The organism is Kineosporia rhizophila, from assembly GCF_021277265.1.
Classification (GTDB): Bacteria; Actinomycetota; Actinomycetes; order Actinomycetales; family Kineosporiaceae; genus Kineosporia; species Kineosporia rhizophila.
This window is the reverse complement of sequence record NZ_JAJSOH010000006.1, coordinates 1-24,571: the sequence shown is the minus strand read 5'-3', so window position 1 is coordinate 24,571 and position 24,571 is coordinate 1. Positions and strand designations below refer to the sequence as shown.

Below are 24,571 nucleotides of genomic sequence, written 5' to 3'. Positions count from 1 at the left end.
CTCACGCAGGCCTTTCCGGGGCTGCCCGGACCGAACAGGACCAGAAAGCCATGACGCACACGACGGCGAGGCCGGCGAACACGCCCTGGTGGGTCTCAGCCGCGCACACGAGCCAGCACGGTGCAGAACTCCCGTCTCGCAGCCAGTTCGCGCTCGACCGGCTCCAGCACCGTCTCGTCGGCGAGCCGGCTGATCCGTTCTTCCAGTCGGCGGCGTGCCAGCTGGGCCCGCCGCCGGGCTCCGGTACGCGCGAAGAGCCCGCAGACCTGAGCGAGCAGGAACCCGGCCAGCAGCCCGGCCACCAGCAGCACGGTCGGTACCGGCAGCGGACCCCAGTGCGGCAGTGGAGGATCCGGCAACTGCAGCCAGGCCACGGCGAACAGCATCACCAGCCAGACGAGCCCGGCCGTGGCGGCGGCCAGGAGCAGCCACTGCAGGGTTCCGGCGACCCGCCACCAGAAGGGACGCCGGCCCAGGCCGAGGTCGGTGCCGGCCACGGCTTGGTCCAGCAGGTCGGGCATGCGCTCCTGAGAGCTGCTGGCGGCCCGGCGGACTGCCTGCGGCCAGGGCTGGGGCAGCCCGCCCGCGGCCCGGTCGCTGATCTGGCGCAGCGCATTGTCCACGTGCGCGCGTTGCAGGGCCGAGGGTGCCGGTAGCGAGGTGCGTACCAATTCCGACGGTTCGTCGCGCAGGCGAAGGCGCCGGGCCGGGTCCAGACGCAGTCGTGACGTCCAGGCGGTCACCGGCCAGCCGGTGGCCCGGCGCGCCCGCAACCGGTAGGCCCCGGCCACGGCCTCGCTCACCACGTCCACGCCCGCCGCCGCACCCAGGGCACGCGTCAGGGCCTTACGGTCGGCGGCCGTGATGGCCTGGTCCGCGGCGCCGGCGCAGCTCTCGTCCAGGCGTTCGGCTATGACTGAGAGGTCCGCTGACAGTCGGCGCACCGCAGCCTGTTTGGCATCGACATTCTTGGCCAGCACGCCCCGCAGAGCCTGGATTCCATCACCCGTGCTCGCCGATGCGGGCAGAACCGTTGCTGCGGCGAGGCCCTCGGACTTCAGCAGGGCGCGCAGGTCGTCCAGGCATCCGGCGCGGGCCTGCGGCGGCAGGCGGTCGACCTGGTTCAGGACAACGAGCATCACGTCGGCATGCGCGGCCAGTGGGGCCAGGTAGCGCTCGTGCACGGCGGCATCGGCGTACTTCTGCGGATCGAGGACCCAGACCAGGAGGTCCACCCGCTCGATGAGCCGCTCGGCCTCCAGCCGGTTGCCCTGCTGGACCGAGTCGACGTCGGGAAGATCCAGCAGGACCAGACCGTCCAGCTCAGGCACCGATTCGGCGCCCAGCAGGTGACGGCGGGGCACTTCCAGCCAGTCCAGCAGCGCCGTCGCGTCGCTACTGCCCCACACCGCCGCATGTGCCGCCCCCGTTGTCGGGCGGCGCATGCCCACCTGCGAAAGTGGTTCTCCTACGAGCGCGTTGAACAGTGACGACTTGCCGCTGCCGGTGGCTCCCGCCAACGCCACCACCGTGCGCGACTCCCCGAACCGCAGCCGATCACTCGCTTTGGCCGCGATCTGTTCCGCTTCCGCGACGACCGCCGGATCCAGGCGCCCGTGCGAGAGGGTAAGCACCTCCTGCAGGGCATCGAGCCGCTCAGCGAGACCGGAACGTCGCCCGGTGAGCAGCATCAGTTACTCCCCGGAATGCCGACCGCGCCCGGACGTGTCGTGGAACGAGCGCTCCGGCGCACCTTTTCGAAGTCTTCCAGAGCTCTACGCAACCCCGTCGACGACTCGACATCCGGGGATGCGCCCTCAACGACGTCCAAAAACCGCTGTTTTTCGTTGCCCAACAGGAATTCTACGCGTTCGAGAAGATCCGCGCGGGCCCGGGTGGCGAGCGCGCGTACGGCGCTGTCTCCGAATACCGCCTCGAGCACCTTCTGGCTGGCGGCGGAAGTTCCTCCAGCGACCAGGAACTCGATCCCGCTGAGTCCGCCGGTCTGGGCAAAGACCGCCAGCATGAGCACCAGCCCGGCGCCATTGGTGCCGAAAGATGCCAGCCGGGCCATCGAGCGTTTCTGTCCGCCTTCGGCACTGACCAACTCCAGCACGCGGCCCTGCCAGGCCCGGATCTCCTGTTGCAGAGCGGCGGAGAACTCCGGCGAGGTGTGCCCGAGAGTGGGCGCGCGGTCGGCGAGCAGGGCGCGTCCGGCCGGGCTGTCGCCCCAGGCGTCGACGGTGCGTTCGGCCGCGCGCTCGGCGGCCGAACGCAGCAGCGTCTGCACGCTGCTTTCAAGGGCTTCTTCCACGGCTGCGGTGGGAGCCTGGCGGCCGGTGACGAATGCGGTGAGGCGATCACGCAACCGGCCCACTTGTTGTTCGAGGTTGCGGGTCAGCTGGCCGGTTCCGACGAATTCCTGCCAACGGCTGAGCACCTCGCCGCGCAACACGCTGCCGCTGCGGATGCCGTCGTCGAATTCCCGCACGGCCTCGGCGTAGAAGTCCTCGGCGGTGTCGCGCAGCACCGCTGCCGCCGCCAGTTGCTCGTCAACTTCCCGGGCCAGCAACGACACTCGGGCGCGAACGCTCTGCAGGGCACCGTCCAGGGTGGTGCGGATGACCTCGGAGCGGGCGTCGGCATCGCCGGCCAGGCCGTCCAGCCAGGCCCTCAGGGGTGCGACGATCTGTTCGGGCAGCCGGTCGTCGGCGTTGTGCAGGCCGGTCTCGGGGATCGCGAACAGGGTGGCCCGGGCCAGGCCGTTCTGGTCGAGCATGGCCGCCAGGTGCGAGCTGATCTCGCGCAGCCCTTCGGGCGGTACGCGATTGATCACCACGGCCAGTGCGGTACTGCGTTGCTGGGCGGTGTGCAGCATCTCCCAGGGCACGGCGTCGGCGTAGCGGGCGGCGGTGGTGCAGAAGATCCACAGATCGGCGGCCGACAACAGCTGGGCGGCCAGCTGGCGGTTCTCGGCGACGACCGAGTCGATGTCGGGGGCGTCGAGCAGGGCCAGCCCGGCCGGGACGCCCGGGTCGGCGACCACGTGCAGGCTGCGCCCACCCCCCTGGCTGCCGTCGCCGCTGGTGCGGGCCAGTTCGGGCAGGATCCGGTCCTCGGTGAACCAGCGCCGGTCGTCGGGGCTGCAGACCAGCACCGGCCCGCGGGTGGTCGGGCGCAGCCAGCCGGCCTTGGTGACGTTGGCGCCGATCAGGGTGTTGACCAGGGTGGACTTACCCGCGCCGGTGGAGCCGCCGACCACCGCGAGCAGTGGGGCGTCGAGTTGGCGCAGCCGGGGCAGCAGGTAGTCGTCCACCTGACCGGCGAGCTCGGACCGGGTCTGCCGGGCCTGCCCGGCTCCTGGCCCGGACAGGTCCAGCCGCAGGTCACCGACGCGTGAGCGCAGCGTTTCCAGCGCTTCGGCCAGAGAGGGGACGGTCATGGGCCTCATCATGGGCACCCGGGCTGATTGCACCAGTGCAGCCGTCCGCGCGGGGACGGGTCCTCAGCGGTCGGCCAGGCGTTCCAGCAGCAGGTCCATCCGCAGCGAGTGGATCTTCTTCAGCACGATCGAGGTGCTGGTGCGCACGATCCCGGGCATGTCGAGCAGGCTCTCGGTGACCCGGTTCAGGTCGGCGGTGTCGCGGGCCACCACCCGGGCCAGCAGGTCGCCGTCGCCGGTGGTGGCCAGCAGCTCGACGATCTCCGGCAGGCCGGCCAGGGCTGCGGTGGCCTGGTCGCGCATGCGCTGGCTGATGGTCACGGTGACGAAGGCCATCAGCGGGTACCCGAGGGCCTCGGGCTCGACCCGGCGGCTGGTGGAACCGAGGGCGCCGCTGGTCTCCATCCGCCGCAGCCGGGCCTGCACGGTGTTGCGGGCCAGGCCCAGGTCGTTGGCCAGCGCCACGACCGTCGCCTGGGGGTTGCGGTCCAGGGCGAGCAGGATGCGGGCGTCCGTGCCATCCAGAGGTGTCATGTTGCTCAGTCTCTCACCGCCTCGTCGGGGCAGTTGCGCAGAATGCTCAGCCCGGCTCTCGGGTCTTGCGCAGTCTGCTTCCAAGATCGCATGTTGATGCCCATGAGGATGAATCTCGCTGAGTACCTGGGCCGGCGGCTGCGGCAGGCCGGTGTGGAGCACCTGTTCGGTGTGCCCGGCGACTTCAACCTCACCCTGCTCGACCACCTGAACGAGGTCGAGGGTCTGGCCTGGGTCGGCTCACCGAACGAACTGGGCGCGGGGTACGCGGCCGATGCCTACGCCCGCACCCGGGGGCTGGCGGCGCTGGTGACCACCTACGGTGTGGGTGAACTGAGCTGCATCAATGCGGTGGCGGGCAGCGCGGCCGAGGACGTGCCGGTGGTGCACGTCGTGGGCAGTCCCCGCACGGCCGCGGTCCAGGCCGGCCGACTGGTGCACCACACCCTCGCCGACGGCGTCTTCGACCGGTTCGAGCACGCCTACCGACAGATCAGCGTGGCCGTGGAGACGGTCACCGCCGAGCGCGCCACCGAGCAGATCGACGCCGTGCTGTTGGCCGCGATCACCCACCGCAAGCCTGCCTACCTGAGCATCCCGCAGGACCTGGCCACCCTGCCGGTCGACCCCGCGCCACTGGCCACTCCCCTGACTCCGGTTCGCGACGAGGCGGCCGCCCTGCGTCTGCGGGAGGCCCTGGCACACCTGTTTGAAGACGCTGTCCGCCCCGTTCTCGTGGTTGGTCACCTGGTTGCCCGGTTCGGTCTGGGTGCGCAGGTACTGCAGGCCGCCCGCTCGGCCGGCATCCCCATCGTGACCACGCTGGCCGCCAAGGGCGTGATCGACGAGTCCGACCCGCTGAATCACGGCGTGTACGCCGGAACAATGGTGGACGCCCGCAGCGCCCAGTTGGTCGCCCAGGCCGACCTGGTGCTGGAACTGGGCACGGTGGCCTCGGACGTACTGTCGGGCTTCTTCACCCACCGCCCGGCCGACGAACGCACCCTGCAGGTGCACGCCACCTTCTCCCGGATCGGCGAGACCTCCTACCCCGTCCATTTCGCAGACGCAGTGCAGGAACTGGCCGCGCTGTGCTCCGGCGTGGACTTCGAACGCGCTGCCACGCCCGTCAACGTGCTGCTACCTGACCACGAGGACGAGGACCTGACCCAGGAGAACCTCTGGCGCGCGGTGCAGTCGTGGCTGCCCGAAGGCACCGCGCTGCTGGCCGACACCGGCACCGCGTTCTGGGGCGCGGCCTCCCTGACCTTCCCCGACGACACCGTCTTCCACGCCCAGCCGATCTGGAACTCCATCGGCTACGCCCTGCCCGCCACCCTGGGCCAGGGCCTGGCTGATCCCTCCCGGCGCCCGGTGCTGCTGATCGGCGACGGGGCCGCGCAGATGACCGTGCAGGAACTGAGCACCATCGCTCGCTACGGCCTGAACCCGGTGATCCTGCTGCTGAACAACGCCGGCTACACGATCGAGCGGGCCCTGCAGAGCCCCAAGGCCGGCTACAACGACGTGGCCCCCTGGAACTGGACAGCCCTGGCCGAATCCCTGGTCCAGACGCCCATTCACACCCGCACGGTGAAGACGACGACCGAACTACGGGCCGCCCTCGAGGAGGCTCCGAGCGACCAGATGGTGCTCATCGAGGCCGTCCTGGACCCGTTCGACGCCCCGCCCCTGCTGCGCAGGCTCGCCGAACTCAACAACGCCGGGGCCGAGTAGCGAGGTCGGCCGGGCCCACGCGGATACGGGACGGCGACGAGTGTCTCGGCCGTCCGTCGCTCACCGTTTCAGCACGCTGAGCCCGGCCGACCATTGCGGTAGGGCACCCCGCTATGTCATGTTCTGTACCCTCCGGCAGCTCAAGGATGAGGAGTGCCTGTTGTTCTCCGACGTGACCATCGTGGGTGCCGGCGCGGCCGGCCTGGCGGTGGCGGCTCAGCTGAAGCGCCACGGCGTGGACAGCGTCGTCCTCGAGCGTGGGGACGCCGTCGGAGCCAGTTGGCGCGGCCGGTACGACCGCCTGCGTCTGCACACCACGCGGCGACTTTCAGCGCTGCCGGGGCTGGCGATGCCTCGCGAGTTCGGCCGGTGGGTACGCCGCGACGACCTGGTCAGCTATCTGCAGGCGTACGCCGAGAAGTTCGACCTCGACGTACGGACCGGCACGACGGTCGAACGAGTCGAGTCGGCCAGCGACGGTGGCTGGTCGCTGCACCTGGCCGGCGGCGCCACCCATCGCACCCGCACGCTGGTCATCGCCATTGGCTACCTTCACACTCCCCTGATCCCCGACTGGCCCGGCCGCGAGTCCTGGAACGGTCAGCTCATCCACTCGTCCCAGTACCGCAATGCCGAACCGTTCCGGGGCAAGGACGTTCTGGTCGTCGGACCCGGCAACAGCGGCGCCGAGATCGCCAGTGACCTCGCCGAGGGCGGTGCTGCCTCGGTGAGCCTGGCGGTGCGCACCCCGCCGCACATCGTGCGCCGCACGGTCGCGGGCTGGCCGGCCCAGATGAACGGCCTCCTGCTCGGCGGGCTGCCGGAGCGTATCTTCGATCCCGTCGCAGCCGGCCTGGCCCGGGTCGAGATCCCGGACCTACGGCCCTACGGTCTCTCCCGCCCGATCGTGGGCCTGAAGACACGGTTGCGCACCTCGCGCTACGTGCCCTTGCAGGACGTGGGGATCGTCGCGGACATTCAGCAGCGGCGGGTGAAACCGGTCGCCGCCGTGCAGAGTTTCACCCTTGACAGCGTGGAGCTGGCCGATGGGACGAGCCTGCGACCCGATGCCGTGGTCGCGGCCACCGGCTACACCACTGGACTAGGCGAACTTTTCGATGATGCAACGCTGTTCGACAGTGACGGCCTTCCGGTGGCGCATGCGGGAGTCCCGGCCCGGCCCGGGCTCTACTTCATCGGCTACGACGTGACGCTGGGCGGGATGCTGCGCCAGATCCGGATCGAGGCGCAGCGGGTGGCCCAGCACGTGGCCCGTTCGTCACACCACGGGCAACCCGCCGACCGCGGGCTCTGATCCCGGCGCACCCTCAGCAGTCGGACAGAAAGCTTTGCAGGACGGCGGTTCCGAACTCGAGCGCGTCGGTCGGGACCCGCTCGTCCACCCCGTGGAACAGGGCGGTGAAGTCCAGGTCGGGTGGCAGCCGCAGGGGGACGAAGCCGAAGTTGCGAATGCCCAGCTGCTGGAACGACTTGGCGTCGGTGGCGGCCGACAGCATGTACGGCAGCAGCCGGGCCGTCGGGTCCTGCGTGCGGATCGCGGCCGCCATCCGGTCGACCAGGTGGCCGTCGAAGGTGGTCTCGACCGCCGGCAGCGAACGGACCTGCAACTCGATCTCGGGCCCGAGCACCGCTCGTACGTCCCGCTCGAGGATCTCGCCCTGACCGGGCAGGAACCGCCCGTCCACGACGGCGTGGGCCACGGAAGGCACGACGTTGTCCCGGTAACCGGCCTGGAACACGGTCACGTTCGCGGTGTTGCGCAGGGTGGCCCCGATCATCCGGGACAGGCTGCCCAGCCGGGCCACCGCCGCCTGCGGGTCGTCCTCGTCGAACGGGACGCCGGAGATCTCCCCGACGACGGTCAGGAAGTCGCGGACCGGGCCGGTCAGGACCAGCGGGAACTCGTGCTGCTCGAGGCGGGTGACGGCGGCCGCCAGCTTCGCCACGGCGTTGTCGTGCCCGATCATCGAGCCGTGCCCGGCCACCCCTCGGGCGGTGAGCCGCAGCCACATCGAGCCCTTCTGGGCGGTCTCCACCAGATAGCCGCGCACGTCGTCGGCCAGGGTCACGGAGAACCCGCCGACCTCGCCGATCGCCTCGCTGACGCCCTCGAAGAGCTGCGGGTGGTTCTTCACCAGCCACTGGGCCCCGAACACCCCGCCGGCCTCCTCGTCGGCGACGAAGGCGAGTACCAGGTCGCGTGGGGGTACCGTGCCGTCGCGCTTGAACTGCCGGGCGACCGCGAGCGTCATGGCCGCCATGTGCTTCATGTCGACCGCTCCTCGACCCCACAGGTAACCGTCGTCGACGTCGCCGGACAGCGGGTGCACCCGCCACTCCGAAGCATCGAAGGGGACCACGTCGAGGTGTGCGTGCACCAGGAGGGCCCCGCGGGCCGGGTCGGCCCCCGGGATGCGGGTGATGACGTTGGCCCGCCCGGGAGCCGACTCCAGGTACGTGACCTGGTAACCGACGTCTTCCAATTGGGCGGCAACGTATTCGGCGGCCGACCGCTCCCCCACCGTCGTGTCGGGGTCGCCGGTGTTGGTGGTGTCGATCCGGATCAGGTCACTGGCCAGCGTCACCACCTCTGCGCCGGCGGGGCTGCTGTTCGTGTTCACGCGGCCGGCCGAAGCAGAGCCACAGGGCGGTCGAGAACCAGAGCCTTCATGGACGTCGATTCTGCCGTGCCCGGGAGATGCCGAGGGCGGTGCCCCCGGTCAGTCGAGATCCACCTGCGAGCGCGCAGCCCGGGTGACGGCGCCCGAGGCGATCAGCTGCACCACGGCGTCTATCTCGGGGGTCAGGAAGCGGTCCGGGCCGGGCCCCGGTACGTGCTCGCGCACCACGGCGAGCACGGCCGCGGTGGCCGGTGCGGCGGTCAGGGGTGCGCGCAGGTCCAGGGCGCGGCTGCTGGTGAGGATTTCGATGGCCAGGACGCGGGTGAGGCCGTCGACGGCCCTGCGCAGCTTGCGGGCGGCGGCCCAGCCCATCGAGACGTGGTCCTCCTGCATGGCCGAGCTGGGGATCGAGTCGACCGAGGCGGGGTTGGCCAGGCGCTTGAGTTCGCTGACGATGCCGGCGGCGGTGTACTGGGCGATCATCAGCCCGGAGTCGACGCCGGCGTCGTGGGCCAGGAAGGCGGGCAGGCCCTGGTTGCGGGCCGGGTCGAGGAAGCGGTCGGTGCGGCGTTCGGAGATGCTGGCCAGGTCGGCCACGGCAATGGCCAGGAAGTCGAGCGCGTAGGCCACGGGGGCGCCGTGGAAGTTGCCGTTGGACTCGACCCGCCCGTCCGGGGTGACGACCGGGTTGTCGATCGCCGAGGCCAGTTCCCGGGCGGCCACGGCGTCGGCGTGGGCCAGGGTGTCACGGCCGGCGCCGTGCACCTGCGGTGCGCAGCGCAGCGAGTAGGCGTCCTGCACGCGGGTGCATTCGGGGCCCTGGTGGCTGGCCACGATCGGGGAGCCGGCCAGCAGACGGCGCATGTTCCCCGCGGCGATGCCCTGGCCGTCGTGGGGGCGCAGCTGGTGCAGGTCGACGGCGAAGACGGCGTCGCTGCCGAGGAGCCCTTCGACGCTCATCGCGGCGGCGACGTCGGCGACGCTGAACAGGTTGGTGAGGTCGTGCAGGGCCAGGGCGAGCTGGCCGAGCATGCCGTCGGTGCCGTTGATCAGCGCCAGCCCTTCCTTCTCGGCCAGCACCACGGGCTGCAGACCGGCCTCGGTCAGCGCCTGGGCCGCGGGCAGCTCGACGCCTTCGCGGGTGCGCACCACGCCCTCGCCCATGACCGCCAGAGCGCAGTGTGACAGCGGGGCCAGGTCGCCGGAGCATCCCAGCGAGCCGTATTCGTGCACGACCGGGGTCAGGTGGGCGTTCAGCAGGTCGGCGTAGGCCTGGGCGGTGGTGGGGCGCACGCCGGTGCGGCCGGTCATCAGGGTGGACAGGCGCAGCAGCATGAGCGCGCGCACGACCTCGTCCTCGACCGTGGGCCCTGATCCGGCCGCGTGCGAGCGCACCAGGCTGCGCTGCAGCTGGGTGCGGGCCTCCGGAGCGATGAAGGTGGTGGCCAAAGCGCCGAAGCCGGTGGAGATGCCGTAGTGCGGTTCCGCGTCCACGGCCAGGGCCTCGATCCGGGCGCGGGAAGCCTCGACCTCTTTCAGCGCGATCGGGTCCAGGGCCACCCGGCGGCCGTGGCGGGCCACCGCAACGACGTCCGCGACGCTCACCGGTCCCGTGCCGATCAGGACGTCGTGCTCGCCGAGGGGTGCGTAAGCGTCTGTCATGGCCGCTATCTCACTGCTGCGCAGGGTGCGGTCTCTAGGCCTCGGACCAGGCCGGTGTCTAGGATGCTGGACATTGGCTTATGCGGGAGGAGCACGTGATGGGCGGCACAGCACCGGCTCCGACCGTTGATGCGGCTCTGCGCATTTTGTCCTTTCTGGGCCTGCAGCGGGGTCCGGTGGCGGCGGCCACCCTGGCTCGCACGCTGGATCTGCCCCGCTCGAGCGTCTACCGGCTGCTGGGGGTGCTGGAGGAGAGGGGTTTCGTCCTGAGATATCCCGAGGACAAGCGGTACGGGCTGGGCATCGCGGCCTTCGAGCTGGGCTCGGGGTACACCCGGCAGGAACCGGTCACCCGGCTGGGCCGGCCGGTGCTGGCCAACCTGGTGGACAAGGTGCGCGAGAGCGGGCACCTCGCCGTCCTGCTGGGCCGGGACGTGGTCTATCTTGCAGACGAGCGTGCGCCCGGTCGGCCGGTTCTGGTCACCGATGTCGGGGTGCGGCTTCCGAGCTCGCTGACCGCGAGCGGGCGGGCCCTGCTGGCCGTGCTGCCTCGTGAGCAGGTGCGCGCCATCTTCCCCGGCCCGGAGGCCTTCGCCGCCAATCCGCTTCCGCCGCAATCGTACTCACAGCTGCGCGAGGAACTGCTGGCCACCCGGGCCCGGGGTTACGCGGTCGAGAACGGTGAGATAGCAGAAGGTCTGGCGTCGGTCGCCGTGGCCGTGCGCGATCGCAGCGGCTGGCCGGCGGTGGCCCTGGCGGTGACCTTCCGGGCCGATCAGGCGACACCGGAGCGCTACCGCGAGCTCGTGGCCCAGGTGCAGCAGCACGCAGTGACGCTGGAGCGCAGGCTGTACGGCTAGGTCCTGTCCTGCGGAGGAAATGTCGGCAACACCGACACACTGTTGTCGCCCGGGCGGTCCAGGGTTGCCTGCATGACCCAGAACCCGAACCCCACGGTCACGACCACCTCCGCCCGGCACTCGCTCGACCTGTGGCTGACCATGTGGAACAGCGACGGCGACCTCGCCCGTCAGATCTGCTCCGACGACTTCCGCATCCACTTCGCGGTGACCGAGCCCGACGGGTCGACCCCGGCGGACGACATTCGCAGCGCCGAGGACTTCGCGCAGTACCTGGACTGGTGGCACGGCCAGAACCCCGAGACCGTCTTCACCCGCATCGCCGACGCGATCGACGGCGAGCACGGCCGACTGCTGTGGGACGTGGAAGCGGACGGACAGCGTGCGGGCGGCGTGGACGTCTTCGACTTCGACGCGGACGGCCGGGTCCGCCGGGTGTGGTCCGTCGGCGGTCAGCGGAGCATGCTCAGCTGAGGCCCATCGGTTGGGGGCCATCGGTGCCGGTGGCGGCCTCTGCCAGACTTGGAGGATGAAGCGCGCCGAGCGGCAGTACGCCCTCGTGGATCTGCTGCGCGGGGCGCGCCGGCCGTGGTCGGCCGCCCGGCTCGCCGAGGAGTTCGGGGTCTCGGCCCGCACCATCGAACGCGACCTCAGGTCGCTCCAGCTGGCCGGGGTCCCGGTCTACGCCGAACAGGGGGCGGCGGGCGGCTACTCGATCCTGCGCGAGTACTCGCTGCCGCCGCTGAACCTGTCTGCTCCGGAATCGCTGGCGGTGCTCGCCGGCCTCGCGCTGCTGGAGTCCTCGCCGTACCAGGCGGCCGCCCGCCGGGCCCGCGCCAAGATCGCCGCGGTCATGCAGGAGGAGCACCGCGGCGCCGTGCACGAGATGCTCGGGATGATTCAGGTCATCGACGCCGTCGCCCCGACGGACGATGCGGTGCCGTTGGGGTTGCTCTCCGACGTGATCGCCGCTCGCCGTCTGGTCCGGTTGACCTATCTGGGCGAGAACGAGGACGGCGGCCCCGATCTGTCCACCAGCACCGTTCGTGACGTCGAGACGATGGGTCTTCTGCGGGCGGGTGATGCCTGGCTGCTGGTGGGCTGGTGCCGGCTGCGTGATGCGATCCGCGGCTTCCGGATCGAGCGGATCACCCGCCTGGAGATCCTCGGCGAGGTACCGGAACCGCGCGACCCTGCGCTGCTGGAGGCCGACCTCGCGCGGTGGCCGACGCGGCGCTTGGCCTGAGGCGTGGTACTGGCCGTAGGCGCAGCGAGCCTGGTAATTCCCGAACCCTGATCACCCGTGCTGGATGGGTTCTCAAGGCCGCCCGGCGGCTTCGGTGGTCACGGGCCCAAGACCTTCCGTTCCGTGCGCTGGAGAGTCAGCGGGCTGGGCGATCTGCTGGGCGGTTCGCACGAACGCCGCCACCGCGGCCGAGCGGTTTTCGGCCCGCCAGACGACCGAAAGCGTCACCGGTTCCAGCCCTTCCACCGGCCGGTAGGTGATGCCGGGCCGGGGAAGGCGATCGGCCACCCAGGTCGGCAGGAACCAGACAGCGTTCCCGACCTCGATGAGGTTGAAGATCTGCGAGTGGTCCAGCAGCGGTCGGGACGGGGTCGAGGACTTAGGGAACCCCGCGTCTGCCGCCTGCCCGTCCGGCAGACGCCGTCCCGCCAGGTCGGCCAGCCCTATGCGGCTACCGGCGGCCAGCGGGTCCGAGGCGGCCAGGGCGACCACGCGGGGACCGGTGATCAGTGGCTCGCTGTCCAGCCCGCGTTGCTCGAAAGGCGTGTGCATGAGGGCCACGTCGGCCCGCCCTTCGTGCAGGGCCGGAAGTTGCTCGCCGTAGACGCCGAGCAGTAGTTCGACCGGTAGGACGTCGTAGGCGCCCAGGATCTTGGTCAGGAGGCCACCGTCGTGGTCGGCCTTGAGGGCGAGCCGCAGCCGGGGCTGGTCCTGACCGGCCTGACGGGCTCGGTTGGCAGCCCGGGTCACCGCGTCGAGGGCCGTGCGACTGTCTTCCAGCAGGGCCTGGCCGGCCGGGGTCAGGGCCACCTGACGGGTGGTACGCACCAGCAGTTGGACGCCCAGTTGCCGTTCCAGGTCGCGGATTGCGCGCGAGAGCGGTGGCTGCGCGATGCCCAGGCGTTGCGCGGCGCGACCGAAGTGCTGCTCCTCTGCCACGGCGACGAAGTACCGGAGTTGACGCGTTTCCAACTCACTCATATGCGCAAGGTATCAATCGAGAGCCAGATGATCCTTCCCCGTTCATCCTCCGCGGACCTTGACTAGGGGGCGATTCACCGGACCAGAGCAGGACAAGAGCAGGAGCAGAACAACAGTGAGCGACACCCTCGAGGACAAGGTCATCATCGTCACCGGAGCCTCTTCCGGGATCGGCCGGGCGACAGCCCGCCTGCTGCATGACGCGGGGGCTCATCCTGTGCTGGCGGCCCGTCGGGCCGACCGTCTGCAGGTGCTGAGCGAGGAACTGGACGGTGCGCTGGCCGTGCCCACCGACGTCACGGTCCCGGATCAGGTCAACGCACTGGCCCAGGCCACGGTGGAGCGGTTCGGACGGGTGGACGGGCTGGTCAACAATGCCGGCGCCGGGTCGTTCCACGCCCTGGACGGGCTGGAGCCGGCCGCGTTCCTGGATCTGCTGAACCTGAACGTGGTCAGCGTCGTGAGCGCGATCCAGGCAGTCCTGCCGCACATGCGGGCGGCCGGACGGGGACGCATCGTCAACATCAGTTCGGGCGCCACCCAGATGCCGATGGCGGGCAACTGCCTCTACCCGGCCACCAAGGTCGCGGTGAACTGGCTGAGCCAGGTCGGGCGCATGGAACTGGCCGACGACAACGTCCAGCTGAGCATGGTCCTGCCGTCGGTCACCGACACCGAGTTCTATGCCGGGGGTGAACTTCCGGCCGGTCTGGTCGCGCACTCCCCCGAATACGTGGCCCGGGTGGTGCTGCGAGCCCTGCGCACCGGTGAAGAACGCATCGACATCCCACACGGTCCGGAGCAGCCGGGCTTTCCCGAGGTGCCCTGAAACCTCCTGAGCGTTCCAGCGTCGGTCCTCACAAGCGTCCTCAATCGGGGTTTTCGGTGAAGACCTACTTACCTCGGCCGAGGCTCTGGGCGGCGAGGCGGACGGGGGCGTTCGCGGCGCCGTAACCGTCGTAGCGGGACCGGCGCTCGACCACCTCGAAGAACACGTCACCCTCGGTGCGGGTGTAGAAGTGGACGAACTCGCCTGCCGCATCACGTTCGTAGAGCAGATCGAGCTCACGCAGATCGGCGATGACGGCGTCGGGAAGGCCGTAGCGGGCCGCGAGGTCGTCGTAGTAGTTGGCCGGCACGGGCAGGAATCGCAGGCCTGCGGCGCGAGCGCTACGGGCTACCGCGGCTACGTCGTCGCAGGCGAACGCCACGTGCTGGGCCAGCTCCGAGGACGCGGCCGGAGCGACGTTGAGAGGCAGGCGGACGGCGCCCTCCACCGAGCGCATCACCTGGCTGCGGACCAGGCCGTGGGGGCCGGCGACCTCGACACCGGTCTCGGCGTCCAGTCCCAGGGCGGAGGTGTAGAAGAGGACCGCCTCGTCGAAGTCCTCCCAGGGCTGGACCATGTTGACGTGGTCGACCCGGCTGATCGGGCTGATCGGGCTGGTGGGGCTCGGCCCCGGTTCGGCGCCGCCCTCGAACTCGGCCACCCACGGGGCGTCGGTGCCCGCGGTCGAGTCGCAGAGGAAGATTTCGGTGCCGTCGGGGGCGGCCACGCCCTGGAGCGGGAGTTCCGAGGCGTAGGTGCGGCGGTACACGCGGGGTGCCATCAGCTGCTGGGCCCGATCGACCGTGGCGGCAGGGTCGTCCACGTCGAAGCCGATGGCGGCCAGGTGCGGTGCACGGTCGCGGGCCTGCTCCTGGTTGAGCACGACGCGGGCGTCTCCGGCGCTCCAGAGTCGTACCGGCTTGGACCGGTGGCGTCCGCGGAACGTGAATCCGAGCTGCTCCAGCAGGGTCTCGACCGCCGCGGTGTCCTCGGCGCGGATCTCCACGAAATCGAACCCGGTCGGGGCCTTGGCCTCGGGCAGGCGCAGCAGGTCGGTCCGGTCCTGGAGCCGGAGCGCGGCGGCGTCCTCCAGCCAGACCAGCGAGCGCAGGGCGTGCGCGGCGGTGCGGGTGACGTCGGTCTGCCGGAAGACGTCGTTGAAGACTTCCAGGGACAGGGGCCCGTCGTAGCCGGTGCGCAGCACGTGGGCCACGAAGGTGGCGAGGTCGAACGAGCCTTCGCCCGGGAAGAGCCGGTGGTGGCGTGACCACTGGAGCACGTCCATCGACAGGGCCGGTGCGTCGGCGAGCTGGACGAAGAAGATCTTCTCTCCCGGGATCTCCTCGATCTGGGCGGGGTCGTGGCCGCGCGAGAGGATGTGGAAGGAGTCCAGGCAGATGCCGACGTTCGGATGGTCCGCCAGCTCGACGATCCGCCAGGCGCGCCGGTAGTCGTCGACGAAGCGGCCCCAGGCCAGTGCCTCGAACGCGATCCGGACGCCGTAGCGGGCCCCCAGCTCGCCCAGGCGGCGCAGCTGGGCGGCGCTGACCTCGTCGGAGTCGACCACTGCGGTGGCGACGTTCGAGCAGACCAGGACCAGGTCCATGCCCAGGCGGCGGATCAGCGCGAACTTGGCCTCGGCACGGCGCAGGTTGTCCTCCAGGGTCGCCGGGTCCACGCCCTCGAAGTCCCGGAACGGCTGGTACAGGTCGAGGGTGAGGCCCAGCCGGTCGGCCAGGGCGCGGACCTCCTCGGGTGACTGCGCGGCGACCACGAGGTCGGGCTCGAACACCTCGACGCCGTCGAACCCGGCCTCGGCACAGGCGTGCAACTTCTCGGTCAGTCCGCCGCTGAGGCAGACCGTGGCGATGGACCGCTTCATGGCAGCCTCCGGAGCTCGGCAATGAACTAACTAGTACATTAACGGCGACGCTGCTTCAAGGCCTGTCCGGGGACGCACTACAGTGCTGCCGTGAGCAAGTCGCCGGCCGAACGAACCCGTGACGCCGAGCGGACCCGGGCGGAACTGCTCGAGGTGGCCACCGCAGTGTTCGCCGAGGACGGCTTCTCCGGCGCGCGGGTCGACGAGATCGCCGAGCGCACCCGCACCACGAAGCGGATGATCTACTACTACTTCGGCGGCAAGGAGCAGCTCTACGTCGCTGTCCTGGAGAACGCCTACGCCGGTATCCGCGCCGCCGAGCAGGCTCTCGTGGTCGGCGATCTGGAACCGGTCGAGGCGATGCGCCGGCTGGCCGAGCTCACGTTCGACCATCACAACGCCCACCCCGACTTCATCCGCCTGGTCTCGATCGAGAACATCCACCGGGGTGAGTTCCTGCGCCGGATCGAGTCGGTGCGCGAGCTGGCCACGCCGGTCGCCGGGCTCCTCGAGGACCTCCTGGCCCGGGGCCGGGCCACGGGGGTCTTCCGGGCGGACGTCGACGCGATCGACGTGCACCTGGTGATCAGCTCCTACTGCGTCTTCCAGGTCGCCAACCAGCACACCTTCGGCTACCTGTTCGGCCGTGACCTGCAGTCCCCGCTCCAGCGCAAGCACCTGCGCGCGATGATCGGTGACGTCGTCGTGGCCTGGCTGACCGCTACGGCGGACTGAGCCGCATCCCCTTGCCCGGGCCTGCGGCCACGTGCTGTACTCCCAACGTACGAACCATTTAGTACATACCGATGGGAGCGGTCCCCCATGACTCGTGCCTACCTGGCCGGCCTGATCGGCGCCGGGGTCGGCCCCTCCCTGACCCCGGCCCTGCACATGGCCGAGGCCCGCCACCACGGGATCGAGTACCTGTACCGGACCATCGACCTGCCCGCGCTCGGCCTACCGGCCTCCGACGTCGGCGACCTGGTCCGGTACGGCCGGCTGCTCGGCTACGACGCCTTCAACATCACCCACCCCTGCAAGCAGATCGTGGTGCCTCATCTGGACCGGGTCGAGCGCCGGGCGGCCGACCTCGGCGCCGTCAACACCGTGGTGTTCGAGGACGGCCGGGCGGTCGGGTACAACACCGACCTCACCGGTTTCGAGGCCGCCTTCACCACCGGGCTGCCCGGGGCCGACACCCGGCACGTCGTCCAGATCGGGGCCGGTGGGGCCGGAAGTGCAGTCGCCGCAGCCCTGCTCGGGCTGGGCACCCAACGCCTGAGCATCGTGGACGTCGACCACGAACGGGCCACCGCCCTCACCCAGGACCTGTCGGCCCGGTACCCCGGCGCACAGGTCGAGACCAGCAGCCCGGAGAAACTCTCCGCGCTGCTGTCCGAGGCCGACGGCCTGGTGCACTGCACCCCGACCGGAATGGCCGACCACCCCGGACTCCCCCTCGACGCCACCTTTCTGCACGCCCGACTCTGGGTGGCCGACATCGTCTACCGGCCACTGGAGACCGCGCTGCTGCAAGCAGCCCGCGCCGCCGGCTGCCGCACCCTCGACGGCGGCCACATGGCCGTCCACCAGGCCGTCGACGCCTTCCATCTGATCACCGGCCGAACCCCGGACGCCGCCCGCATGCTCCAGCACTTCCGGTCCCTGGTCGCCTGACCGGGGCTCATTTCCAGATTGCAAGGAGGCAACTCGTGGAAACACCGGACCCCACCATCAAGACCCCCAGAAAGGCCGCCCTCGCCAGTTTCATGGGCAGCGCGGTCGAGTACTACGACTTCTTCGTCTTCGGCACCGCCGCCGCGCTGATCTTCCCGCAGGTCTTCTTCCCCGACGACGACGCCTCCGCACAGGTGATGTCGTTCGCCACCTTCGGTTTCGCCTACGTCGCCCGCCCGGTGGGAGCGGTGATCCTGGGCCACTTCGGCGACCGGGTCGGACGGCAGAGGGTCCTGATGTTCACCCTCGTCCTGATGGGCGTGGCGACCTTCGCGATCGGCTGCCTGCCCTCCTTCGACGCCATCGGCTGGACGGCCCCCGCCCTGCTCGTGCTCTGCCGCCTGCTGCAAGGCCTTTCGGCCGCCGGTGAGCAGGCCGGCGCCAGCTCGCTCACCCTCGAGCACGCGCCCGACGACCGTCGCTCGTTCTTCACCTCCTGGACCCTGACCGGCACCCAGGGCGGTCAGATCCTGGCCGCGCTCGTCATGCTGCCGGTCGTCGCGATGCCCGACGACATCAAGTTCTCCTGGGGCTGGCGCATCCCGTTCTGGCTCAGCGCCCTGGTCGTGGTGGTCGCCTGGGTGATCCGCCGAACCCTGCACGAGCCGCCGGAATTCGCCCGCAAGCAGGCCACCGGCCAGATCGCCAAGATCCCGCTGGCCGATCTGCTGCGCCACCACTGGGCGGACGTGTTGCGCGTGGTGTTCTGCGCGTTCATCGCGGCCGTCTCCACCGTGTTCGGCAACCTGGCCATCGCCTACGGCAAGGAGGTCGGGGTCAACGAGTCGATCACCCTGTGGCTCGTGGTGGTCGCCAACATCGTCGCCCTCGGCACGCAGCCGGTGTTCGCGACAGTGGCCGACCGCATCGGGCGCAAACCGGTCTTCATCTACGGCGCGCTCTCCAGCGCCGCGTTCATGCCGTTCTACCTGCTGTCCATGAGCTCCGGCAACGACCTGCTGACCTTCGCCCTGGCCGTGCTGACCTTCTCGTTCGGCTACGCCGCGGCCAACGCCGTCTGGCCCTCGTTCTACGGCGAAATGTTCAACTCCCGGGTGCGGTTCTCGGGCCTGGCCATCGGCACCCAACTCGGCTTCCTGATGGCCGGTTTCGCGCCGACCATCGTCACCGCGCTCGGCGGGGTCGAGGAGGGCGGCTGGAAGGTCACCGCCGGCTTCACCGCGGTCATCGCCATCACCGCGGCGATCTCCGCCGCCACCGCCCGCGAGACCAAGGACATCCCAACCGCCCAGCTCGGCGGCCCAGCACCGGACCCGGCGCCGATCGGCGCGCCGGTGAACCGCTGAGTCCTAGTCCGCTCCCGCCGGATCGCCCGTGCCGTCAGCCGACGACGCGGGCGATCTGCTGCACGGCGAAGGCATAGCCGTGAATGCCGGCACCGACGACCACGACCTCGGCGATGTCCGAGACGTAGGAGTGGTGCCGGAAGGGCTCACGCTTGTGGACGTTGCTCAGGTGCACCTCGCCGACCGGCAACTCGGACGCGAGCAGGGCATCGCGCAGGGCGACCGACGTGTGGGTCAGCGCACCCGGGTTGATCACGATGCCCGCGCAGTCCGACCGGGCCGCGTGGATCGCGTCGATCAGGACACCCTCGTGATTGCTCTGCACCGCCCGGACCTCGAACCCGAGCCCGGCCGCCACCTCGACGACGCTGGCCTCGACGTCGGCCAGGGTGTCGCTGCCGTACAGCGACGGCTCGCGGGTACCCAGCATGTTCAGGTTCGGCCCGTTGACGAGCAGGAGCCGGCGCGGTGCAGAGTCAGGCGCAGTCACCGGCGCAGCCTAGTCGATCACCCCGTGCCTGACGGCCACCTCTGACGTCCATTGCTCGTGCTCTCTGCGGGCAGGATCGACCGGTCAGGAGCCGATCACTGTCCACGATTGCCCGAATGGGCGCCTCAAGAGACTGAGCGATCTACGAAGGCTCCGTCGGCGAGCGACGGGGACGCGGGACCAGGAAGGCCCGCCCATGTGATCGCGTGCGCCGCGCCCGCCCCACGACGCGCTCGTCGGCCGGAGCGTTACCGAGCGGAAGGCGGGGACGCGGGATGACGAAACTGACGAACGAGTCGGGGGCAGGTGGTTCGGCCGACTCCTGGCCGTAGGCACTGTTCCGTGGCTCGTTCGGCATCGCTGTCCCATCGATTGCGAGCGGGGGGAAAGCGGTGCGGACCGGGCTCCCCCCGTGGAAGTCCGGCCAGCACCTGCTTCAGCAGCCCTGGTCGGGCTACTCGCAAGAAATCCTGACAAATGGCCTGGCTGTCTGACTACCTGTCACGATGCCAGGCCTATATGACAGGTATGCAGGGGTTTTCCCTCATGGTGGCTTTTCTACGTATCAGTAGGCTGACGTGGTGGTCGAAACAGGGGACGAACCATCGCAGGACGGGAGGGAATGGCCCGGCATCACACGATGGCTATTGGTGCAGCAGATCCAGGCGTACCGTCTGCGCGCCGGCCTGACGTACAAGCAGATGGCCGGCGTGGGTCTGGGTTCGGAGTCGCGGTGGAACCGGATCGAGGGCAACAAAGGCGGCTTCGCCCTGCGCCCAGGCGACATCCAGCAGATGCGCAAGGTCTTCCGGCTCTCGGACGTGGAGGCCGACGAACTGGAGGACATGCGGGCTCGAGCCGGTGCGGAGGTCAACTCGCAGGTTCCCGCGGTACAACCGACTTTCCGCGAGTACCTGGCCTTCGAACGACATGCCGTGGGGGTGGACTCGCTCGGTGGGATGCACGGGCTGATCCAGACTCCCCACTATGCCGCGGCCACAGCGCGACTGGACGGCGCGCACGGAGCTGCGGCTGATGTGGTGGTCGCGTTGCGCATGGAACGTCAGCGCCTGACGCTGGGGCGCGCGCAGCTGCGCGTGGCCCTGGACGAGGAAGTCCTCCTGAGGGAGGTCGAGTCCAAGAAGGTCATGGACGAACTCAAAAGCCACTTGCTGCGCCTGGTCCGGGAGGAGTACGCACAGATCCGCGTCCACCTGATCTCCTCGGGAGCTCACTCGGCGGTGCGGGGTGCCGCGACGATCCTGCGTTTCCGGGCCGGGGGCCGGTCCCGTGCCATCGTCTACACCGAGAGCTGGGTGGGCGGTGCGCACACCGACGACCGCCAGGTGGTGGCGAGCATGAACGACAAGTTCCAGAGCGTTTTCGACAGCTCAACACCGATCGAGGAGTACCTGTGAGCGCCACCGACGGCAACGACCTGACCACCGGCGCGGTCCCCGACATTGCCTTCCACAAGTCGACTTTCAGCGAACAGGGAGCGTGCGTCGAGGTGGGACGCAGCGACGGCATGGTCCACGTGCGGGACACCAAGAACCGCGCCCTCGCCACCCTGAGCTTCACTGTCCCGGAGTGGCGCGCCTTCGTTCAGGGCGTGCAGGCCCACGAGTTCGACGACGAGGCCCAGCTGTGAGCTGACGCGGCTCGCCGAGCGGCAACCTCTCAGCTGGCGGGGAAGGTCGGCCAGTTCACCGATCTTCCCCGCATCCGGCGGCAGGTGCGGGGTGCCGACCTGGATCAGCACCGGAACCGGCGGGGTGACGAAGGTGCGGTTGCCGGGTTAGAGATCGGCCAGGTCTATGCGGACCAGAACTGCTCCATCGGCGTCGCGGACGGTCAGGGTGGAAGGATCGGTTCCGGTGCCGGTCTCGTTCAGCCGGATCCCGGTGAGCAGGAAGGTGTCCCCGACGACGCGGGTACTCAGCAGATCTGATCGTGGGCGGGTCACCTCGACGGTGGCTGCACCGGTGGGCAGGCCCGCTCCGGCCAGGGCCACCGTGTCGCTGGACTGGCCTCCGGAGTCGGGCTGGAAGTTGAAAAAGATTTCCCGGGTCGCGCCAAGGTCCTTGGCGGCAGCGAGTTCTGGTTCGGTGGTGGTCGTGGGGTCTTCCTTGGTCACCACCTCCACCGAGCCGATGCCCGAGGCATCGGTGCGGCAGATCGCCAGCATCCCGTCGTAGCTCCACAGCTGCAGGTGTTCGCCGTCGAGGTCGTGCCCGGCGCCGCGTTGCCAGCGGCCCGGATCAGCCACGGGCAGGTCGGTTTCCCGCGTGCAGTTGGCCAGGTCGTTCGTCTTCAGGTTGGGATCTTCGACAGCGTGGCTCTGGCTGCTGGACGGCGCTTGCTGGGTCTGGAGCGCGCCGTTCACCTTCACCTGGAACGACGTGCTGCCCGCAGGAACCGAGTTGGGACGCAGAAACACCCCGTTACTGATCACGGCCGCATCCGTCGGATCAGGGTCGGAACCGGGAGACAGGAGTACCTGGGTGACGTCGGCTGAGGCCAGACCAGCGACTGTACCGAGGGGAGAGACCATTTCGATCGTGGCCTCGCCCGCGCTCTTCTTCGCGGGAACGGGCCGGGACAGGGTGAGCGACTCGGCCGTCAGCTCGCAGAAGATCCGCTCGTCGCCGTCGGCGAAGGCGACCACGGTCACCCCCCGAGCCGAGGCAGTCAGTAAAGGTTTCCAACTTGGTCGGTCGGCCGCGCACCGCTGAATCGCTTCCGCAGGAGCCCAGTTCGCGGTCGCGTCGTAGCGTTCCGCAGCCGTCCAGAAGTGGTTGCCCTTCCGCAGATCCTCCTGCGTCCACCCACCCTGCTCGGCCAGGTCCGAGTCGCCCGCAGCCACCGACAGACCGGGGCCACCGTTCTGCAACTGCGCGCCCCCCAGCATCGCCAGCACCGCCACCCCGGCGACCGCGGTGGCACTCAGGCCGGTGGCCAGATAGGTGCGGGGTGATGTCGACCGGGGCGAGACCCGGGATCGCAGCCGGCGGCGCACATCATCCGGCATCACCCGATCCGGTTCGAGCGCCGCCTGGTCAAGAGCGTCCGTCATGTCAGTCCTCGTCGTTCAGGTCGGTCATCGTGTGCAGGCGGGCCCGGGCGCGCGACAGTCGCGAGCGCACGCTGGCCTCGGTGATCCCGAGCAGTTCGGCGACGTCACCGGTCGCCATTCGCCCCAGGGCGCAGTACTCCACAGCCTCCCGCTCGGCCCGGGGCAGGCGACGCACGGCGTGCAGCACCCGCTCCAGCCGGGCTCTGGCCGCCGCCTGCTCGCTGAACTCCTCAGCGTGGTCACGGTCGGCCTGGTGCGAAGCGATCCGGGGCAAGGCCCGCAGATACCTTGCCAATCGACGGCGTTCGTTGCGCACCAGCGTGTTGGTCACCTTCAGCAGCCACGGCAAGGCGCTGCCGTTGACGATGCGCACCTCGTGCCTTCGTCGCCACAGCACCAAATACACTGCGCCGGCGATGTCCTCGGCCTCGGCCCACGACGCGGTCAGCCGGTAGGCGTAGTTCCAGACAGTCTGCGCATACCGTTCGAAGAGCTCGGTGAACGCCTCCTGATTCCCTGCGCGGATCGACGCCAGCAGATCGGCATCGGCCGCCGGGCCGAGGCCGAGCCGTTCGTCAACAATCACCACACCATCCTTCCCTCACTCTTGTTCTCGCCGTAGTGGTCGCTGAGGGAGGAACGCTGCATCAGATGCGGCAATGTGACGGGCGCCATAAGTTCTGGGCGAAGCTCTGGCACCAACTGGTCCTACTGACCACCGGGCCGGGTCACGGCCGGTGCGCGGCGACGAACCGTCCGGGGGTCGTCCCAGTGATGTGCACGAAGTCGCGAATCATGTGCGACTGATCGACATAGCCCACGGCAGCGGCCAGTTCGGCCTGCGTGACCGCCTGCGAGCGCAGCCTCTCGGCGGCCTCCTGCAACCGCCGACGTTGAATCAGGCATTTCGGTGTGAGTCCCAGGCGGCGGCGCAGCAGACGTTGCAGGGCTCGCTCGCCGATGCCGAACTGCTCACAGATCTGGGCCACCTGCAGCAGTTCCAGATCGTTCTCGACGGCCTCCACCACGGCGTTGACGAGTTCACTCTCGGCGTCGAGAGGCAGGAACCGACGTAAGGCGCCCTCGCACACGTCCATGACGGCTCGATGGGCCGCAGCGTCGTGCGGATCCGGTGCCATGAGGTTCTGCACCCGGCCGGCCAGGGCCCGGCCGTCGTCGCCGAGCACCTGCGCCAGATCGAGGTACCGGTCGTTCAGGCCGTCGATCTGGCCCGCCATCCGGAAGCCCGTGGCCGGGGCCAGCACCATTCCGACCGCCCACCCCTGCCCGGTCAGCGTTGTCGCCGACAGTTCGGGCGCGACGCCGTAGAAACGGGCATCGTCCCCAGTGATCACGATCAGGCAGGCCGGGTCCTGCAACATTCTCTGCGGCGCCTCGGCGCCGGAGGGCACCGACCACACCGGGATCCAGAAGCGGCGCAGCACACCCCCGAGGTCGCTGCTCGCGGCGTACCGGTACACCGGCCCAGCAGTGTCGGTCAGATGCGCCAGTTCCTCCGGCGCCCTACGTACCGTGCTCACCACGACACCGGTGTCGGTGTCGGGGTCGGTGTCGGGTTTCGCCAATCCCTGCCCCAAGACCTGCTCATAGCGTCCATCCATGACGCACATCCTGGCGCAGTACCGAACCGCTGTGATCCCGCTGACCGCCGTCGTGACCGCTGTGCCGCCGCAGAACTGGGACGCCCCCTCCCCCTGCGAGGGCTGGAGCGCGCGGGACGTCCTTGCCCACCTCATCCAGACTCAGAACGAGACGCTGACCACGAACGGCGTCGTCCTGGGGGACGCCCCGGACACCGCCCCTGATCCCGTCGGCGCGTGGGCTCAGCACACCGACGGCGTGCTCCGAGCCCTGGCCGACGCCGACCTCGTCGACCGGCCCATCGACTGGTTCTTCGGGCCCACGACGATCGGGGCCACCTTCGGACAGTTCTACGTCTGGGACATGTACGTCCACCGGTGGGACCTGGCCCGCGCGGCCGGGCTCGATGCCCCCTTCAGCGACGCCGAACTCGACAACATCCAGGAGGGGGCGGACCTTCTGGGCAAGGCACTGCACATGGACGGCATGTGCCGACCGCCCATCGTCCCCGCCTCCGGTGACCGCACCACCCAGGTCCTCGCCC

General features: G+C 69.8%; 23 protein-coding genes. 12 read left to right on the top strand and 11 right to left on the bottom strand.

Annotated elements, in window-relative coordinates:
- Positions 1-95: 95 nt before the first annotated feature.
- The 3 genes from LWF15_RS11650 to LWF15_RS11640 all read right to left on the bottom strand — a co-directional run bounded on the left by LWF15_RS11650 (position 96) and on the right by LWF15_RS11640 (position 3,976).
- Complete coding sequence (locus tag LWF15_RS11650; RefSeq protein WP_232810471.1) at positions 96-1,691, bottom strand: YfjP family GTPase; 1,596 nt, start codon at positions 1,689-1,691, stop codon at positions 96-98.
- Positions 1,691-3,442: a GTPase family protein gene (locus tag LWF15_RS11645; RefSeq protein ID WP_232810470.1), complete on the bottom strand. Its 1,752-nt coding sequence runs from the start codon at positions 3,440-3,442 to the stop codon at positions 1,691-1,693. The genes LWF15_RS11650 and LWF15_RS11645 overlap by 1 nt, the downstream gene beginning before the upstream one ends.
- 63 nt (positions 3,443-3,505) lie before the next feature.
- On the bottom strand, positions 3,506-3,976 hold the full coding sequence (locus LWF15_RS11640; RefSeq protein ID WP_232810469.1) for an Lrp/AsnC family transcriptional regulator: 471 nt from the start codon (positions 3,974-3,976) through the stop codon (positions 3,506-3,508).
- 102 nt (positions 3,977-4,078) lie between these two features.
- Between LWF15_RS11640 and LWF15_RS11635 the strand changes: the two genes are divergently transcribed.
- Both LWF15_RS11635 and LWF15_RS11630 read left to right on the top strand, forming a co-directional pair.
- Entirely contained in the window at positions 4,079-5,713 is a 1,635-nt protein-coding gene (locus LWF15_RS11635) for an alpha-keto acid decarboxylase family protein (protein WP_232810468.1), read from the top strand.
- A gap of 160 nt (positions 5,714-5,873) precedes the next feature.
- Positions 5,874-7,028: a flavin-containing monooxygenase gene (locus tag LWF15_RS11630; RefSeq protein ID WP_232810467.1), complete on the top strand. Its 1,155-nt coding sequence runs from the start codon at positions 5,874-5,876 to the stop codon at positions 7,026-7,028.
- A 13-nt stretch (positions 7,029-7,041) separates the two neighbouring features.
- Here LWF15_RS11630 and LWF15_RS11625 read toward each other — a convergent pair whose 3' ends face one another.
- On the bottom strand, positions 7,042-8,355 hold the full coding sequence (locus LWF15_RS11625) for a M20/M25/M40 family metallo-hydrolase (RefSeq protein WP_232810466.1): 1,314 nt from the start codon (positions 8,353-8,355) through the stop codon (positions 7,042-7,044).
- Positions 8,356-8,454: 99 nt separating this feature from the next.
- A complete protein-coding gene (hutH, locus tag LWF15_RS11620; protein WP_232810465.1) occupies positions 8,455-10,017 on the bottom strand; it encodes a histidine ammonia-lyase in 1,563 nt (520 codons plus the stop codon).
- 98 nt (positions 10,018-10,115) lie between these two features.
- Here hutH and LWF15_RS11615 point away from each other — a divergent pair, with 98 nt between their 5' ends.
- From LWF15_RS11615 to LWF15_RS11605, 3 genes are all read left to right on the top strand, one after another.
- A complete protein-coding gene (locus LWF15_RS11615; RefSeq protein ID WP_232810464.1) occupies positions 10,116-10,877 on the top strand; it encodes an IclR family transcriptional regulator in 762 nt (253 codons plus the stop codon).
- 72 nt (positions 10,878-10,949) lie between these two features.
- A complete protein-coding gene (locus LWF15_RS11610) occupies positions 10,950-11,351 on the top strand; it encodes a nuclear transport factor 2 family protein (RefSeq protein WP_232810463.1) in 402 nt (133 codons plus the stop codon).
- 55 nt (positions 11,352-11,406) lie between these two features.
- A complete protein-coding gene (locus LWF15_RS11605; protein ID WP_232810462.1) occupies positions 11,407-12,123 on the top strand; it encodes a helix-turn-helix transcriptional regulator in 717 nt (238 codons plus the stop codon).
- Between the two features lie 72 nt (positions 12,124-12,195).
- Here the strand turns inward: LWF15_RS11605 and LWF15_RS11600 are convergent, their stop codons facing one another.
- Positions 12,196-13,104, bottom strand: coding sequence for a LysR family transcriptional regulator (locus LWF15_RS11600; protein ID WP_232810461.1), 909 nt, complete (start codon positions 13,102-13,104; stop codon positions 12,196-12,198).
- 115 nt (positions 13,105-13,219) lie between these two features.
- Between LWF15_RS11600 and LWF15_RS11595 the strand changes: the two genes are divergently transcribed.
- Positions 13,220-13,933: an SDR family NAD(P)-dependent oxidoreductase gene (locus LWF15_RS11595; RefSeq protein WP_232810460.1), complete on the top strand. Its 714-nt coding sequence runs from the start codon at positions 13,220-13,222 to the stop codon at positions 13,931-13,933.
- A gap of 64 nt (positions 13,934-13,997) precedes the next feature.
- On the opposite strand, the gene LWF15_RS11590 is transcribed toward LWF15_RS11595, so the two are convergent.
- Positions 13,998-15,815 (bottom strand): bifunctional sugar phosphate isomerase/epimerase/4-hydroxyphenylpyruvate dioxygenase family protein, encoded by a 1,818-nt coding sequence (locus LWF15_RS11590; RefSeq protein ID WP_232810459.1) that lies wholly within the window; start codon positions 15,813-15,815, stop codon positions 13,998-14,000.
- A 90-nt stretch (positions 15,816-15,905) separates the two neighbouring features.
- Between LWF15_RS11590 and LWF15_RS11585 the strand changes: the two genes are divergently transcribed.
- The 3 genes from LWF15_RS11585 to LWF15_RS11575 all read left to right on the top strand — a co-directional run bounded on the left by LWF15_RS11585 (position 15,906) and on the right by LWF15_RS11575 (position 18,859).
- Positions 15,906-16,550 carry a TetR family transcriptional regulator gene (locus LWF15_RS11585; RefSeq protein WP_232810458.1) on the top strand — a complete coding sequence of 215 codons (645 nt, stop codon included), beginning with the start codon at positions 15,906-15,908 and terminating at the stop codon, positions 16,548-16,550.
- An 87-nt stretch (positions 16,551-16,637) separates the two neighbouring features.
- A complete protein-coding gene (locus LWF15_RS11580; protein ID WP_232810457.1) occupies positions 16,638-17,492 on the top strand; it encodes a shikimate dehydrogenase in 855 nt (284 codons plus the stop codon).
- A gap of 92 nt (positions 17,493-17,584) precedes the next feature.
- Positions 17,585-18,859, top strand: coding sequence for an MFS transporter (locus LWF15_RS11575; protein ID WP_269810028.1), 1,275 nt, complete (start codon positions 17,585-17,587; stop codon positions 18,857-18,859).
- A 34-nt stretch (positions 18,860-18,893) separates the two neighbouring features.
- Here the strand turns inward: LWF15_RS11575 and aroQ are convergent, their stop codons facing one another.
- Positions 18,894-19,349, bottom strand: a complete 456-nt coding sequence (aroQ, locus tag LWF15_RS11570; protein ID WP_232810455.1) for a type II 3-dehydroquinate dehydratase — start codon at positions 19,347-19,349, stop codon at positions 18,894-18,896.
- Positions 19,350-19,999: 650 nt separating this feature from the next.
- On the opposite strand from aroQ, the gene LWF15_RS11565 reads away from it, so the two are divergent.
- Both LWF15_RS11565 and LWF15_RS11560 read left to right on the top strand, forming a co-directional pair.
- Complete coding sequence (locus LWF15_RS11565) at positions 20,000-20,767, top strand: Scr1 family TA system antitoxin-like transcriptional regulator (protein WP_232810454.1); 768 nt, start codon at positions 20,000-20,002, stop codon at positions 20,765-20,767.
- Positions 20,764-21,000, top strand: a complete 237-nt coding sequence (locus LWF15_RS11560) for a DUF397 domain-containing protein (RefSeq protein ID WP_232810453.1) — start codon at positions 20,764-20,766, stop codon at positions 20,998-21,000. The genes LWF15_RS11565 and LWF15_RS11560 overlap by 4 nt, the downstream gene beginning before the upstream one ends.
- Before the next feature lie 147 nt (positions 21,001-21,147).
- On the opposite strand, the gene LWF15_RS11555 is transcribed toward LWF15_RS11560, so the two are convergent.
- The 3 genes from LWF15_RS11555 to LWF15_RS11545 form a co-directional block, all read right to left on the bottom strand.
- On the bottom strand, positions 21,148-22,425 hold the full coding sequence (locus LWF15_RS11555) for a hypothetical protein (RefSeq protein WP_232810452.1): 1,278 nt from the start codon (positions 22,423-22,425) through the stop codon (positions 21,148-21,150).
- 1 nt (position 22,426) lies between these two features.
- Positions 22,427-23,011 (bottom strand): RNA polymerase sigma factor, encoded by a 585-nt coding sequence (locus LWF15_RS11550; protein ID WP_232810451.1) that lies wholly within the window; start codon positions 23,009-23,011, stop codon positions 22,427-22,429.
- Positions 23,012-23,153: 142 nt separating this feature from the next.
- Positions 23,154-24,047 carry a helix-turn-helix domain-containing protein gene (locus LWF15_RS11545; protein WP_232810450.1) on the bottom strand — a complete coding sequence of 298 codons (894 nt, stop codon included), beginning with the start codon at positions 24,045-24,047 and terminating at the stop codon, positions 23,154-23,156.
- On the opposite strand from LWF15_RS11545, the gene LWF15_RS11540 reads away from it, so the two are divergent.
- Positions 24,046-24,571, top strand: a 526-nt coding sequence (locus LWF15_RS11540) for a maleylpyruvate isomerase family mycothiol-dependent enzyme (RefSeq protein ID WP_232810449.1), incomplete at its 3' end; no start/stop codon positions are given. The two genes, LWF15_RS11545 and LWF15_RS11540, sit on opposite strands and share 2 nt — an antisense overlap.

What these genes read in the sequence shown, in the direction of transcription:
- LWF15_RS11650 (WP_232810471.1), bottom strand. Translation starts at nt 1,691, where the DNA reads ATGCTGCTCACCGGGCGACGTTCCGGTCTCGCTGAGCGGCTCGATGCC.
- LWF15_RS11645 (WP_232810470.1), bottom strand. Translation starts at nt 3,442, where the DNA reads ATGACCGTCCCCTCTCTGGCCGAAGCGCTGGAAACGCTGCGCTCACGC.
- LWF15_RS11640 (WP_232810469.1), bottom strand. Translation starts at nt 3,976, where the DNA reads ATGACACCTCTGGATGGCACGGACGCCCGCATCCTGCTCGCCCTGGAC.
- LWF15_RS11635 (WP_232810468.1), top strand. Translation starts at nt 4,079, where the DNA reads ATGAGGATGAATCTCGCTGAGTACCTGGGCCGGCGGCTGCGGCAGGCC.
- hutH (WP_232810465.1), bottom strand. Translation starts at nt 10,017, where the DNA reads ATGACAGACGCTTACGCACCCCTCGGCGAGCACGACGTCCTGATCGGC.
- LWF15_RS11615 (WP_232810464.1), top strand. Translation starts at nt 10,116, where the DNA reads ATGGGCGGCACAGCACCGGCTCCGACCGTTGATGCGGCTCTGCGCATT.
- LWF15_RS11610 (WP_232810463.1), top strand. Translation starts at nt 10,950, where the DNA reads ATGACCCAGAACCCGAACCCCACGGTCACGACCACCTCCGCCCGGCAC.
- LWF15_RS11605 (WP_232810462.1), top strand. Translation starts at nt 11,407, where the DNA reads ATGAAGCGCGCCGAGCGGCAGTACGCCCTCGTGGATCTGCTGCGCGGG.
- LWF15_RS11600 (WP_232810461.1), bottom strand. Translation starts at nt 13,104, where the DNA reads ATGAGTGAGTTGGAAACGCGTCAACTCCGGTACTTCGTCGCCGTGGCA.
- LWF15_RS11590 (WP_232810459.1), bottom strand. Translation starts at nt 15,815, where the DNA reads ATGAAGCGGTCCATCGCCACGGTCTGCCTCAGCGGCGGACTGACCGAG.
- LWF15_RS11580 (WP_232810457.1), top strand. Translation starts at nt 16,638, where the DNA reads ATGACTCGTGCCTACCTGGCCGGCCTGATCGGCGCCGGGGTCGGCCCC.
- LWF15_RS11575 (WP_269810028.1), top strand. Translation starts at nt 17,585, where the DNA reads ATGGGCAGCGCGGTCGAGTACTACGACTTCTTCGTCTTCGGCACCGCC.
- LWF15_RS11555 (WP_232810452.1), bottom strand. Translation starts at nt 22,425, where the DNA reads ATGACGGACGCTCTTGACCAGGCGGCGCTCGAACCGGATCGGGTGATG.
- LWF15_RS11545 (WP_232810450.1), bottom strand. Translation starts at nt 24,047, where the DNA reads ATGGATGGACGCTATGAGCAGGTCTTGGGGCAGGGATTGGCGAAACCC.